This is a genomic window from Arthrobacter sp. AOP36-C1-22, from assembly GCF_052377515.1.
Classification (GTDB): Bacteria; Actinomycetota; Actinomycetes; order Actinomycetales; family Micrococcaceae; genus Arthrobacter_H.
In genome coordinates this window covers 1-14,058 of sequence record NZ_JBQSWW010000004.1, presented here as the reverse complement: position 1 = coordinate 14,058, position 14,058 = coordinate 1, and the positions used below count along the sequence as shown (strand labels likewise).

9 protein-coding genes are annotated in these 14,058 nt (G+C 68.5%); 6 read left to right on the top strand and 3 right to left on the bottom strand.

What is annotated here, in order from left to right; all coding sequences use genetic code 11:
• From ACT3S6_RS03525 to galK, 6 genes are read left to right on the top strand one after another with little or no spacing between them, the layout of a single operon-like run.
• Complete coding sequence (locus ACT3S6_RS03525; RefSeq protein WP_444553778.1) at positions 1-912, top strand: carbohydrate ABC transporter permease; 912 nt, start codon at positions 1-3, stop codon at positions 910-912.
• The gene (locus ACT3S6_RS03520; RefSeq protein WP_444553777.1) at positions 909-1,895 is read left to right on the top strand and encodes a carbohydrate ABC transporter permease; all 987 of its coding nucleotides are present in this window, start codon (positions 909-911) and stop codon (positions 1,893-1,895) included. The genes ACT3S6_RS03525 and ACT3S6_RS03520 overlap by 4 nt, the downstream gene beginning before the upstream one ends.
• Positions 1,896-1,905: 10 nt before the next feature.
• A complete protein-coding gene (locus tag ACT3S6_RS03515) occupies positions 1,906-5,046 on the top strand; it encodes a glycoside hydrolase family 2 TIM barrel-domain containing protein (RefSeq protein WP_444553776.1) in 3,141 nt (1,046 codons plus the stop codon).
• Positions 5,043-7,160, top strand: a complete 2,118-nt coding sequence (locus tag ACT3S6_RS03510) for an alpha-galactosidase (protein WP_444553775.1) — start codon at positions 5,043-5,045, stop codon at positions 7,158-7,160. Before ACT3S6_RS03515 ends, ACT3S6_RS03510 begins: the two co-directional genes overlap by 4 nt.
• Before the next feature lie 5 nt (positions 7,161-7,165).
• Positions 7,166-8,314: a galactose-1-phosphate uridylyltransferase gene (gene galT / locus ACT3S6_RS03505; RefSeq protein ID WP_444553916.1), complete on the top strand. Its 1,149-nt coding sequence runs from the start codon at positions 7,166-7,168 to the stop codon at positions 8,312-8,314.
• Positions 8,311-9,531 (top strand): galactokinase, encoded by a 1,221-nt coding sequence (gene galK / locus ACT3S6_RS03500; RefSeq protein WP_444553774.1) that lies wholly within the window; start codon positions 8,311-8,313, stop codon positions 9,529-9,531. Before galT ends, galK begins: the two co-directional genes overlap by 4 nt.
• 325 nt (positions 9,532-9,856) lie before the next feature.
• On the opposite strand, the gene ACT3S6_RS03495 is transcribed toward galK, so the two are convergent.
• The 3 genes from ACT3S6_RS03495 to mgrA form a co-directional block, all read right to left on the bottom strand.
• On the bottom strand, positions 9,857-11,065 hold the full coding sequence (locus ACT3S6_RS03495; RefSeq protein ID WP_444553773.1) for an AI-2E family transporter: 1,209 nt from the start codon (positions 11,063-11,065) through the stop codon (positions 9,857-9,859).
• A gap of 56 nt (positions 11,066-11,121) precedes the next feature.
• Positions 11,122-12,522 (bottom strand): NAD-dependent succinate-semialdehyde dehydrogenase, encoded by a 1,401-nt coding sequence (locus ACT3S6_RS03490; RefSeq protein ID WP_444553772.1) that lies wholly within the window; start codon positions 12,520-12,522, stop codon positions 11,122-11,124.
• Positions 12,523-12,846: 324 nt separating this feature from the next.
• The gene (gene mgrA / locus ACT3S6_RS03485; protein WP_444553771.1) at positions 12,847-13,908 is read right to left on the bottom strand and encodes an L-glyceraldehyde 3-phosphate reductase; all 1,062 of its coding nucleotides are present in this window, start codon (positions 13,906-13,908) and stop codon (positions 12,847-12,849) included.
• Between the last annotated feature and the right edge of the window lie 150 nt (positions 13,909-14,058).

Sequence of the window (14,058 nt, the reverse complement as noted above, 5' to 3'; positions counted from 1 at the left end):
ATGACTACGACGACACAGAGCGCGCCTGCGGCCCCACCCCGCAAGGTCCGCCGCTACAGCAGCACCGACCGGGTGGTACTGACCCTGATGCTCGGTGCCCCGGCGCTGGTGGTGCTGGCCTTCATCTGGGGGCCGGCGCTGGGCTCGGTGTTCCTCTCCTTCACCCGGTGGAACGGGGTGACGGCCATGGAACCCGTCGGGTTCCAGAACTACCAGCAACTGGCCACCATCTACCCGCCCTTCTGGCCGGCCATGTGGCATAACGTGATCTGGTTGCTGGTCCTGGCCCTGGTGGCCACCCCACTGGGATTGTTCCTGGCCGTGCTGCTGGACAAGAACATCAAGGGAACCCGCGTCTACCAGAGCATCTTCTACCTTCCGGTGGTGCTCTCCCTGGCCCTGGTCGGCTTCATCTGGACCCTGCTCTACTCGCAGGACCAGGGGCTGATCAACCAGCTCACCGGTGCCAACGTGAACTGGCTGGGCAACTCGGACATCAACCTCTGGGCCGTGCTCGTGGCGGCCAGCTGGCGCCATGTCGGCTACATCATGATCCTCTACCTGGCCGGACTGAAGGGGGTCGACGTCTCGATCAAGGAGGCGGCGGCGATCGATGGAGCCAACCAGCGACAGACCTTCTTCCAGGTCGTCTTCCCGACCCTGAAGCCCATCAACGTGATCGTCCTGGTGGTGACGGTCATCGAAGGGCTGCGCGCCTTCGACATCGTCTACATCATCAACAAGGGAACCAACGGGCTGGAACTGCTCTCGGTGCTGATCACCAACAACATCATCGGCGAGGCCAGCCGGATCGGCTTCGGTTCGGCGATCGCCGTCGTCCTGCTGGTCATCTCGCTGGTGTTCATCATCACGTACCTGGTTCAGACCTTCAAGAAGGAGGGGGCCCGATGAGTGCCGCCACCACGACCCCCGACGAATCCCATCCGGACCGCACCGGCACATCCTCCGCCACCGTGGTGACGCAGGAAGCGCCGCCCCGGGGCCGCCATGGAACCGGGCGCAGGAGCAGCACCTCGGCCCCCTCCGCCGCACCAGGGCGGAAGAACAAGGCCCCGTTGCGCCCCGGACGGGTCATCCTCCATGTGGGCCTCATCGTCTGGGCGGTCCTGTGGCTGGCCCCGCTGGCCTGGGCCGTCTACACCTCCCTGCGTCCCTATTCGGAGACGGCGGAGAAGGGCTACGTGTCCCTGCCGGACACGCTGAACTTCAACAACTACGTCACCGCCTGGACGCAGGCCGACCTGCCGCACTATTTCCTGAACTCGCTCTACATCGCCGTCCCGGCGGTCATCATCGTGTTGTTCATGTCCTCGATGGCCGCCTTCGTCCTGGCCCGCTTCAGCTTCAAGTTGAACCTGTTCATGCTGATGTTCTTCACCGCCGCGAACCTGTTGCCCCAGCAGGTCATCATCACCCCGCTGTACCGGATGTTCCTGTCCCTGGACATCTACAACACCCAGTTCGGGGTCGTGCTGATCAATGTGGCCTTCCAAATGGGTTTCTGCGTCTTCGTGCTCAGCAACTTCATGAAGGCACTGCCCGACGAACTCGGAGAAGCCGCCCAGGTCGACGGGGCAGGGGTCTGGCGGCAGTTCTACCAGATCGTCCTGCCGCTGACCCGCCCGGCACTGGCGGCCCTGGCCACCCTCGAGTTCGCCTGGATCTACAACGACTTCTTCTGGGCACTGGTCCTGCTCCGCGATGGCGACGCCATGCCGGTGACCAGTGCGTTGAACAACCTCAAGGGAGCGTTCTTCACCGACAACAACCTCGTGGCCGCCGGTGCGGTCATGATCGCCCTGCCGACAGTGATCTTGTTCATGATCCTGCAGAAGCACTTCGTCGCCGGGCTGACCCTCGGCAGCAGCAAGTAGGAGGAACCCCGTGACCGACCAGCAGGCATTGCCGTACCACCTCGACCCCTCACCCGGAGCCGGCCTGTTGCCGGCGCGGGCCCATCTCTGCTCGGACCGGCCCGAAGCCAGCCTGAACGGGGACTGGGGGTTCAGGTATTCGCCCTCGGTGGCCGCCGCCCACCAGGATCCCGCCGCGCAGGAGGCCTTGTTCCCCGACGCGGTGGCCGTTCCCGGGCACTGGGTGTTGGATGCGGCCAACGGGCCGCTGGTGACCGGGCAGATCAACCGCTTCGGCAGCCCCTGGTACACCAACGTGGACTACCCGTTCCCGCTGGACCCGCCCCATGTCCCCGACGAGAACGGCACCGGCGACTACCTGCGCGAGTTCACGCTCGAGGAACTGGGCTTCGATTCCGGGGTCCTGGATTCCCTGGGCCGGGTGATCCTGCGGTTCGAAGGGGTCGAATCGACGTTCAAGGCCTGGCTCAACGGCACCGAACTCGGCCATGCCTCCGGCAGCCGGCTCACCCACGAATTCGATGTCACCTCCTCGGTGCACCACGGAACCGGGACCAACCGGCTGGTCGTGCGGGTGCACGCCTTCTCCGCCGCCAGCTATCTCGAGGACCAGGACCAGTGGTGGTTGCCGGGCATCTTCCGCGACGTCACCCTGATCGGTGAACCCGCCGCGGGGATCCGTGATGTCCACGTCGTCGCCGATTACGACGCCGGTGCCGGGCATCTGGCACTGGAAGCGACGGCCCCGGCGGGGTCCTTCCCGCTGCGGTTCTCACTGCCGGAACTGGGGATCGAGCAGACGATCGAGGCCCCCACCGATGGGACGTCCACGGCCATGCTCGACGTCCCCGTCGGCCGGGTCCACGGCTGGACCGCCGAGACCCCGCGGCTCTACACCGCCACCCTGGCCTCCCCGGGGGAAACCGTCACGCTGCGGCTGGGATTCCGGCGGGTCGACATCGCCGAAGGGGTGCTGCGCGTCAATGGCGCACCCATCCGCTTCCGCGGGGTGAACCGGCACGAATTCCATCCGGTCACCGGCCGGGCGATCACCACCGAATTCACCCGCAGCGAGCTGGAAACGATGAAGCGGCACAACATCAACGCCATCCGCACCAGCCACTACCCGCCCAACCACCACCTGCTGGACCTCGCCGACGAGCTCGGGTTCTGGCTCATCGACGAATGCGATCTGGAGACCCACGGCTTCGTCGCCACCGGCTGGGAATCCAACCCCTCCGACGACCCGATCTGGCTGCCGGCCTACCTGGATAGGATCGAACGCACCTGGCGCCGCGACGCGAACCACGCCTGTGTGGTGATGTTCTCGCTGGGCAACGAATCGGGCACCGGGGCCAACCTGGCCGCCATGGCCGACTGGCTGCGCCGCCACGACCCCACGCGCCCCATCCACTACGAGGGCGACCACGAGGCCCGCTACACCGACGTCTACTCCCGCATGTATGCCACCCCGACCGAATCGGAGTCGCTGCTGGCCGGGAACCCCGTCCCCTCGGTCAGTGCCGAAGGCTCCGGGCGCATCGGGACCCAGCCCTACATCCTGTGCGAGTACGTGCACGCCATGGGCAACGGACCCGGGGGGATGAGCGACTACGAGGCCCTCTTCGACGCCTACCCCCGGGCCGCGGGCGGCTTCGTCTGGGAGTACAAGGACCACGGCATCCTCGCCTCCACCCCCGATGGCCAGCCGGTCCACGCCTATGGCGGGGACTTCGCGGAACCGATCCACGATTCCAACTTCGTCCTGGACGGACTCGTCTTCGCCGATGGCACCCCGAGCCCCGGACTGACCGAATATGCCAAGGTCATCGAACCCGTCAGGATCACCGTCGGGGAGGAGCTGCGGATCGAGAACCGGCAGGACTTCGCGGACACCTCCGACTACCTCTTCCGTTGGCGGCTCGACGCCGCCGACCCGGCCCCCGACGGGTCCGGCACACCGTTGGCCGAAGGGGTCCTGGACGTGGCGCCTACGGCGCCCCGGTCCACGGCCACCGTGCCCGTCCCCGTGGTGGCGGGCCGGCATCCCGGCGCGCTGCTGGGTGTCTCCGTGCAGCTGGCCGACCCGACCTGGTGGGCGCCGGCCGGCCACGAGGTCGCCTGGGGGCAGGGACGCCTCGCCGGAACGCCGGCCCTTGCCGAAGCCCCCGGGCAGGCCGGGCAGCACGCGCAGGATGCCGGGCAACCCTGGGAACTGGCCTCCTTCGACGAGGCCGGAATGCTGGCCTCCCTCGCCGACCTGGAACTGGCCGGGCCCGAACTACTGGCCTACAGGGCCCCCACCGACAACGACGAAGGCACCATCGAACCCAGCCGCGGCATGCGCCCCGGCGGACCCGATACGGCAGGGAACAACGCCCAGGCCCCGGAGGACTTCGACTGGGAGGCCTACGCCGGGCTGGCCCCGGGCCCCGTCATCGCCGTGGCGGAACACTGGCGGACCGCCGGATTGCACCGGCTGCAACGCCGGACCCTGTCCATGCGGGCCACGGCCCGGGAACTGTCCAGCGTCTACCGCTATGGCGCCCCGGCCCGGCCCGAGGGCTTCGACGTCGATCTGCACTTCAGCGCCACCGGAACGACCCTGCGCCTCCGGGCGAAGATGCAGGCCCTGCAGGACTACGGATTCCCGCTGGCCCAGCTCGGCCTCGGATTCACCCTGCCGGCCGCGGCGCTCACCGACGACTGCACCGCCCGATTCACCGGGGCCGGACCGGGCGAGAGCTACGCCGACTCCCGCTCGGCCCAACGCTTCGGCACCCACCGGTTGCCGGTGGGGCAACTGCGCACCGGCTACCCGCGCCCGCAGGCCAACGGCCGCCGCGGCGACCTGCGGTCCCTGGACCTGGACCTGGTGGACGGCAGGACCCTTCGGCTGACCATCCTGGAGGGCCCGGCCGATACCGGATTCACGCTCAGCCCCTGGAGCCAGCAGGAACTGGCCGGGGCCAGCCATCCCACCGAACTGCCCGAATCCACCCACTGGCATCTGGGGATCGACGCCGGCCAGCACGGGCTGGGCAGCCGCTCCTGCGGCATCGACGTCGCCGACGCGGAGGCCTTCACGGCCCGTCGTGCCGAGCTGCTCCTGGAACTGGCCGTGCTCCCGGAACGCGGTGGGACCCCATGAGCCTGCACCGTCTCAGCGGGGACGGGGTCGCCTTGCTCCTGCAGACCGCCGGCGATCCCGCCGTCGTGCACTTCGGCGCCGACCCGGGGGCCCTGCCCGGACGGGAATCGACCGGCCCGGTGCTGCATTCGAACTACGACCACCCGCTGAGCATGCCGTTGTGGCCGCAGGCCAGTGCCGGCTGGGCGGGCACCCCGTTGCTCGAGGGCGGACGCGGCGGACGGGACACCTCCGTGCGCTTCACCGATCCCGAGGTGCGCCGCGGGGACAGCCAGCTCGTCCTCACCGCCACCGATGCCGAGGCCGGACTGGAACTGGAAACCACCGTGGAATTGCTGCCCGGCGGACTACTGCGGCTGCGCCACGCCCTGACCAATACGGGCGATGCGGGCTATGAGGTCAGGGCGCTGAACACGATGCTCCCCGTCGGACAGCAGGCCACCGAACTACTGGATACCGCAGGACGCTGGTCCCGCGAACGATCCGAACAACGCCTGCCCTTCGTCACCGGAACCCATGCCCGGACCGGACGACGGGGTCGGACCGGGCACGACGCCCCGTTGCTCCTGGCCGCCGGAACCCCCGGCTTCGCCCACCGCCGCGGCGAACTCTGGGCGGCCCACCTGGGCTGGAGCGGAAACAGCACGGTCTTCGCCGAACGCACCGCCGACCCGTCCCGCGCCCTGGGGGCCGGGGAACTGCCGGGGACCGGGGAGATCGTCCTGGAGACCGGGCAGAGCCATACCGGTCCGTGGGTCTACTTCGCCTATTCGCCGGCAGGACTGGACGGGGTCGCCTCCCGTTTCCATACCTACCTGCGCTCCCGCCCGGGCCATCCGCGCCGGGCCCGGCCCGTGGTGCTCAACACCTGGGAAGCCGTCTATTTCCGGCATGACCTCGACGAGCTCGTCTCGTTGGCCCATGCGGCAGCCGAGGCCGGGGTGGAACGATTCGTGCTCGACGACGGATGGTTCGGCTCCCGCCGTGACGACACCTCGGGACTGGGGGACTGGCAGGTCTCCGGGCAGGTCTGGCCGGAGGGGCTGGTCCCGTTGATCAGCCGGGTCAACGAGTTGGGCATGGAATTCGGTCTCTGGGTCGAACCCGAAATGGCCAACCCCGATTCGGCACTGGCCACCGACCACCCCGACTGGCTGTGCCGGGCCCGGGGAGACCGGTTGGCCCCGACCTGGCGGAACCAGCACGTCGTGGACCTGACTGTGCCCGAGGCCTACACCCACCTCTTCACCGCCCTGGATGCGGTGTTGACGGATGCCGCGCAGGCCGGGGCACCGATCTCGTTCCTGAAATGGGACCAGAACCGGGATCTGACCGATCTGGCCTCGGCCGGCCGGCCTTCGCAGCACGGGCAGACGCTGGCCGCCTACGCCCTGATGGACCAGCTGAAGGCCGCCCATCCCGGATTGGAAATCGAATCCTGTTCCTCCGGCGGGGCCCGGGTGGACCTCGGGGTGCTCGAACACGCCGACCGGGTCTGGGCCTCGGACTCCAACGACGCCCTGGAACGCCAACACATCCAGGAACTGACCCAACGCGTGCTGGCCCCCGAACTGGTCGGACAGCATATCGGCCCGGCCACGTCCCATACCTCGGGGCGCACCCACGCGTTGGCCTTCCGCGGGATCACCGCCCTCTTCGGCCACTTCGGGCTCGAATGGGATATCCGCGAAGCCCGCGGGGCCGACCGGGCGACCCTGCACCAGCTGGTCGGGTTGTATAAGAAGCACCGCGGACTGCTGCATTCCGGTATCCAGGTCCGGGCCGACCTGGGGGACGCGGCATTCAGCCTCTACGGAACCGTCGCCGCCGACGGCGGCGAAGCACTGTATGCCTTCGCGCTGCTGCGTTCCTCCGAAGGCGCCGGCCCGGGAGTCATCGCCCTGCCGGGCCTGCAGGAGGAGAAGACCTACCGGGTCAGGGCCATCGTGCCCGGTCGCGAACCGGGAACCTTCATCCACCGGGAACCGCCCGCGTGGCTGGAAGACGGCTTCACCGCCACGGGCAGTTATCTGTCCACCGTGGGATTGGCCCTGCCCGCACTGAACCCCGAGCGGGCCATCCTGCTCCATGCCGAAGCACTGGAGGCTTTGTGAGTACCATGAACAGCCCCACCGAAACCGCAGGAGCCGATGCCCTCCGCCAGCCCGTCCGGGCCCGGATGGCCGATGGCCGTGAACTGCTGTATTTCTTCGACCACCCCGGCCAGCATGAGGACTTCGTCCCCCCGGCGGACCTGCGGGAACTGCCGGAGCGGCCCAGCCCCGCCCGGCTACGCCGTGACCCATTGACCGGTGAATGGGTGTCCTTTGCCGCCCACCGGCAGGGCAGGACGCATCTGCCACCGGCCGACGAATGCCCGCTGTGTCCCTCGGGGCCCGAGCGGTCCACCGAAGTCGCCGCCGCACAGTACGACGTCGTCGTGTTCGAGAACCGCTTCCCCTCCTTCGGGCCGGGGCAACAGGAGCAGCAGCGCTCCGAGGCGATGGGGGAGACTTACCCGGCCGAGGGCCGCTGCGAGGTCATTGCCTTCGGCGCCGACCACGGGGATTCCTTCGCCGACCTGGATGTCCCACGGGCCCGGACCGTCGTGGACGCCTGGGCCCAGCGCACCGCGGAGCTCTCCGCCCTGCCCGGCGTCGAGCAGGTCTTCGCCTTCGAGAACCGGGGGGCGCAGATCGGGGTGACCCTGCACCACCCGCATGGGCAGATCTACTCCTACCCCTACGTCACCCCGCGCACCCTGACCCAACTGGACCAGGCCCAACGCCACCGCGAGGAAACCGGACGCAACCTCATGCAGGACGTCCTGGACTTCGAGGTGGCCGCAGGAACCCGGATCGTGGAGAGGACCGAATACTTCACCGTGTTCGTTCCCTTCGCCGCCCGGATGCCCGTGGAGGTCCATGTGGTCCCGAACCGGCACGTCGCCGATCTGGCGGGGCTCACGGCCCGGGAACGCTCCGACCTGGCCGATGTCTACCTGCGCCTGCTCCGCGGCGTCGACGCCCTCTATGCGACTCCGACCCCGTATATCGCCGCCTGGTTCCAGGCCCCCGTCCGGCACCCCGCGGCCGGGGAACTGCGCCTGCACCTGCAATTGACTTCCCCGCGGCGGGCCGAGGAAAAACTCAAATACCTGGCAGGATCGGAAGCCGCGATGGGGGCCTTCATCGCCGACGTCACCCCCGAAACCACCGCCGCACGCCTACGGGCCGCCCTCGCAACGCCGACCGGAGCCAGCGCATGAAGCCCGGGGAGAAGGACGCCGCATCCCTGGAGCAGCTCTCGGCCGGCTTCGCCACCCTCTTCGGTGGCCGGCCCGATGGCATCTGGGCGGCACCGGGCCGGGTGAACCTCATGGGCGAACACACCGACTACAACGAAGGGTTCGTTCTGCCCTTCGCCTTGCGGAACAGTGCCCGGGTCGCGGTGGCCCTACGGCCCTCGGGGCCGGCCCGGTTGCGGGTGGCCTCGCTGCAGGGGGCGGATCCTGCGGGAACCGGCCAGACGGCCCTCGCCGGGGAAATCGCCGAGGTGGACCTGGACCGGCTCGAGCCCGCCGACGTCGTCCCCTGGGCCAGATACCTGGCAGGGGTCATCTGGGCCCTCCAACAGCGCGGGCACCACGTGCCGGGGGTGGATGTCCTGCTGGACTCCGACGTCCCCTCGGGCGCCGGTTTGTCCTCCTCGGCGGCCATCGAATGCGCGGTGGCCCTGGCCCTGGATGAGCTCCTGGACGCCGGCATCGACCGGGAGGAACTGGTGCTGGTCTGCCAACAGGCGGAAAACGACTTCGTCGGGGCCCCCACCGGGATCCTGGACCAGTCCGCGTCCCTGCTGGGCACCGCGGGCCATGCGTTGTTCCTGGACTGCCGTAGCCGTCTCTCCCGGCAGGTGCCGCTGGATCTGGCCGCCGAATCCCTGGTGCTTCTGGTGATCGATACCAAGGTCGTCCACGCGCATGAATCCGGCGGGTACAAGGACCTCGTGGCAGCCTGCGCCCGCGGTGCCGCCGGGCTGGGGGTCCCGGCACTGCGTGATGTGGGTCTCGAGCGGCTTGTCGAGGCCGCGGAGGTCCTGGACGCCGCGACCTTCGCCCGGGTGCGCCATATCGTGACCGAGAACCAGCGGGTCCTGGACACGGTGGCGGCGTTGGAGACCGGGGGCCCGCGCACCATCGGCCCGTTCCTGGATGCCAGCCATGCCTCGATGCGCGATGACTTCGGCATCTCCTGCGTCGAACTCGATGCCGCCGTGGAGGCGGCACAGCAGGCCGGGGCGTTCGGGGCCCGGATGACCGGGGGAGGCTTCGGGGGATCGGCGATCGCCCTGGTCGACGTCGCCGCGGCGGAGGCCGTGGGGACCGCCGTTCGGGAACGCTTCGCCGCCGAGGGATACCGGCCCCCGGATATCTTCGCCGTCCAGCCCGGGGCCGGGGCCCGGAGGCGGACCACCCAGGCATGAGGAAGGCCCCGGCTTTCGGGGGGAGAAAGCCGGGGCCGGATTCATCACTCGCACCTGATGAGGTGTTTAAAACACTAGGGGCCGAACCTAGCTGCCCGCTGTGTGTGGGGTGGGGGTTGGCTGCGAACCCCTCGGTTCCGGTCATGGCCGCAGCCCAGGGGGGGCTGGGGCGGACATGATGAAGGCCCCAGTCCGGGCAGGACTGGGGCCTTGTGTTTCATCACTCGCACCTGATGAGGTACTTATGACTCTAGGGGCCGAAGCTTTGAGTTGGCTGTACGCCGGGTGGGCATTGCCCCGGGATCGGTGCGGGGCCGCCGGGGCGCTACTCCTCCTCCACGGCCGCGGGCTCGTATTCGTTGACGGCCTCGGGGTCGCGTCCGGTCCAGATCTTCACGATCGCCCAGCCGACGGCGGTCAGCGGGACGGAGAGCACGGCGCCGACGACACCGCTGAGCACGGTGCCCACGGTCAGGGCCAGCAGGATGACCAGTGCGTGCAGGTGCAGGGCCTGGCCCATGACGACCGGTTGCAGGAAGTTGCTCTCGAGCTGGTTGACCAGGATCACCACGCCCAAAACGATCAGGGCCACGACGGGACCGTTCGCGACCAGGGCCACGAGGGTCGCCAGGATCCCGGCGAAGGTGGCCCCGACCAGCGGGATGAAGGCGGTGATGAAGACGATGGCGGCCAGGGGCAGGGCCAGGGGGACCTGCAGGATCCACAAGGCGATGCCGATACCTGCGGCATCGACGAAGGCTACGGTGGCGGTCCCGCGGATGTAGCCACCCAGGGTGTGGATGGTCCGGTAGCCGCTGGCACGCCATTGGGCGTCGTGGCTGCGCGGGATCCAGGACAGGAAGAAGGCCCAGATCTTGTCGCCGTCCTTCAGGAAGAAGAACAGGATGACCAGCAGCAGCAACAGGCCGGTGAAGAAGCTCCCGGCCGCAGACAGGCCCGACAGGGCGCCGGCGCCGAACTGCTTGCTGGTCAGGAAATCGGTGACGACGTGGACACCTTCATCGATCTGCTTCTGGCCGATCTGGATGGGCAGGTCCTTGACCATGTCCTGGAGTTGTCCGAACCCCTGGACGGCCTGGTCGACCAGGCCCGACCATTCGGCGCGGACAGCGAAGACGATCGCCGTCCCGACGCCCCCCAGGATCACGAAGGAGCCCAGAAAGACCGTCCAGGCGGCCAACATCGCGGAGACATGGCGCCGCATCAGCAGCACCAGCGGCCAGAGGGCACTGGTGAGGATCAGGGCGATCAGTAGCGGTAGCACGACGACGCTGACCTGTGCCAGCCCGACAACGGCGACACCGGCCAGGACAAGCACCAGCAGGACCTGGGCGGCCCGGGTCGCGGTGCGGCCCAAGGCGTTGGACCACAGCAATGCCACCCGGTCCGTGGGGGCCACGCGGGGATCCGCGGCTCCCAGCGAATCGATCTGGGCGTGGCGTGCGCCGGGACTGACGGGTAGCGCCGGGGCATTGCTGCGCCTGGAGCGGCGACGGAATAAACGAAGACTCATCGGATGACCTCTGGATTCATGCCACCACTCTAGGCGAGCAACCGGGCGCTGACCTGCTAATCGGCGATGTAGAACAGACGTTTGTTCACGAATTCATCCATTCCCAGCGGGCCCAGTTCGCGGCCGTAGCCCGAACGCTTGACCCCGCCGAACGGTAGATCAGCGTCCTCGCCGATGCCGTTGACGTTGGCCATGCCGACCTGCAACCGCTGGGCGAGCTTGCGGGCCCGCTCCTCGTCGGTGCTGAAGACCGCGCCGCCCAGACCGTATTGGGTGTCGTTGGCCAGGCGGATGGCCTCCTCGTCGGAGGAGACCTTGTAGACGACCGCGACGGGGCCGAAGAGTTCCTCGCGGTAGGCCCGCATGTCCTCGGTGACGCCGGTCAGCACGGCGGGGGAGTAGTAGCAGGACGGGCCGTCATGGAGGGTTCCGCCGGCATGCAGGGTGGCGCCCTGGGCGACGGCGTCCTGCACCTGCTCGTGCACCGCCTCGGCGGCGGCGCGGGAGGACAGCGGGCCGAACGTGCCCGCCTCCTCGGCGGCCGGGTCCCCGGGGACCAGCCCGTGGGCCTGCGCGGTGAGACCCGCCACGAAATCGTCGTAGATGTCCTCCATGACGATCATGCGCTTATTGGAGTTGCAGGCCTGTCCGGTGTTTTCGACCCGGGTGTCCCAGGCCAGTTTGGCGGCGGCCGCCACGTCCGCGGAATCCAACACCACGTAGGGGTCCGAACCCCCGAGTTCAAGTACTGCCTTCTTCAGGTTCTTGCCGGCCAGCTGCCCGATGATCGCCCCGGCCCGCTCGGAACCGGTCAGCGAGACCCCCTGGATGCGCGGGTCGGCGATGACATCGGCAATCTGGTCATGCGTGGCGAACAGGTTCACGTAGGCGCCCGCCGGGACCCCGGCGTCGTCCATGATCTGTTTGATGGCCAAGGCCGAGCGGGGGCAGGTCTCGGCGTGCTTGAGCACGATCGTGTTGCCCAGCATCAGGTTCGGCGCGACGAAGCGGGCGACCTGGTAGTACGGGAAGTTCCACGGCATGATCCCCAGGAGCGGGCCGACCGGCAACCGCTGGACCATGGCGCGGCCCCCGCCGATGGCCTTGATCTCCTGATCGGCGGCCAGGGTGGGGCCTTCGGTGGCGAAGTAGTTGAAGATGTCGGTGCAGAACTCGGCCTCGTCCTTGGACTCCGAGAACGGCTTGCCCATCTCCAGGGTGATCGTGGAGGCGAGCTCGTCGGCCCGTTCGGTGAACAGTTCGGCGACGCGCTTGACGATGACGGCCCGGTCGGCGATGGGCAGGGCGCCCCAGGAATCGTAGGCGGCCTGGGCGGCGTCCACGGCCTCGCGGACCTGGGCGTCGGTTGCGGTTTCGAAGGTCTCGACGACCTCACCGGTGGCGGGGTTCTGCACGCGGTAGCCGGACGGGTTGGACTGCTGGGCGGTGGTGGTCACTGCCGGTCTCCTCTTCGTTGAAACTCACGGCGCCCTGGGCGGAGGCCGCACGGATCCATCATGTCCCGGATCCCCGGCTTTGTGAATCGAGTCACTGCATCTGCACATTTTGGCGGCCCTGCTTCAGTGCAAGGGCCCGGGGCCGCGGGGGTGCGGGGCTGGACGCTGGAGGAGCTTCCGGAGCCGGAGAAGCTGCCGCCGCTGCCGCCGGAGCCGGTCCCCGCTCAGGGCGGCGACGGCCGGTGCCGCTGCGGCGAGGTGCCCGCCGAGGCGGGGTCGTTGGGGGAGCGGCTCCTGGGTGCGGTGTCCACCGGCTGCACCTGCCTAGGACTGGGAGAAGCGGCGCCAGATGTCCACGCTGTCGGCTCCGCTGGTGATTCCATCGATCAGTTCCAGTTCCTCCGGGGTGAAGGAGGTGTTTTCCACGGCCGAAAGGTTCTCGTCAAGCTGCCGGGTCGAGGAGGCCCCGATGAGCACGGAGGTCACCCCGCCCTCGCGCAGCAGCCAGGCGATGGCCATCTGGGGCAGGGTCTGGCCTCGTTGCTCGGCCAGCCGGGCCAGTTCGCGGACCGTGGACAGGTTCTCCTCGGTGAGTCCGGCCAGCGAGGACCTGCCTCCGGCGGGGACCGCGTTCTTGTCGTCCAGGTATTTCCCGGTCAGCAGGCCCTGGGCCAAGGGGGTGAAGGCGATCGAGCCCATGCCCAGTTCCTCCAGGGTGTCCAGCAACCCGTCCTCGACCCAGCGGTTGAGCATCGAGTAAGAGGGCTGGTGGATGACCAGCGGGGTGCCGAGTTCACGGGCCACGGCCTTCGCGGCGGCGGTCCGCTCCGGTGAGTAGGAGGAGATGCCGACGTAGAGGGCCTTGCCCTGGCGGACCAGCTGGTCCAGTGCGCCGATGGTTTCCTCGATGGGCGTGTTCGGATCGGGTCGGTGCGAGTAGAAGATGTCGACGTAATCCAGGCCCAGACGCTGCAGGGATTCATCGGCGGAGGCCCGGAGGTACTTGGCCGAGGCCCAGTTCCCGTACGGGCCCGGCCACATGTCGTAACCGGCCTTCGAGGAGATGATCATCTCGTTGCGGTAGGGGCGGAAATCGGTACGCATCATGCGTCCGAAGTTCTCTTCGGCGGAACCGGCGGGCGGGCCGTAGTTGTTCGCCAGGTCGAAATGGGTGATCCCGTGGTCGAAGGCGTGGCGCAGGATCTCCCGCTGGGTGCCGAAGGTCCTGTTGTCCCCGAAGTTCCACCACAGGCCCAGGCTCAACGGGGGCAGCAGCAGGCCGGAGTTGCCGACCCTGCGGTACTGGAGGTCGTCGTAGCGCTCGAGGGCGGCGACGTAGGGATCGTGGGTTTCCGGGGTGCGGGGGGTGTGGACGTCATCAGCCATGGGGTGCTCCTGGGGACGGGAAGACAAGGTCAGCCCCATGCTACGCGGTGCCCGGGGAACTACCCCTCAGTGATCGATACCAGGCGGTGTCCCTTAGCTGTACTGCCCATAGACGTTAGTTAAGCGGCTGATTGGTGGCTGGTTCCCGAT

Coding starts and splice junctions, on each gene's coding strand:
- ACT3S6_RS03525 (WP_444553778.1), top strand. CDS start 1: ATGACTACGACGACACAGAGCGCGCCTGCGGCCCCACCCCGCAAGGTC.
- ACT3S6_RS03520 (WP_444553777.1), top strand. CDS start 909: ATGAGTGCCGCCACCACGACCCCCGACGAATCCCATCCGGACCGCACC.
- ACT3S6_RS03510 (WP_444553775.1), top strand. CDS start 5,043: ATGAGCCTGCACCGTCTCAGCGGGGACGGGGTCGCCTTGCTCCTGCAG.
- galT (WP_444553916.1), top strand. CDS start 7,166: ATGAACAGCCCCACCGAAACCGCAGGAGCCGATGCCCTCCGCCAGCCC.
- galK (WP_444553774.1), top strand. CDS start 8,311: ATGAAGCCCGGGGAGAAGGACGCCGCATCCCTGGAGCAGCTCTCGGCC.
- ACT3S6_RS03495 (WP_444553773.1), bottom strand. CDS start 11,065: ATGAGTCTTCGTTTATTCCGTCGCCGCTCCAGGCGCAGCAATGCCCCG.
- mgrA (WP_444553771.1), bottom strand. CDS start 13,908: ATGGCTGATGACGTCCACACCCCCCGCACCCCGGAAACCCACGATCCC.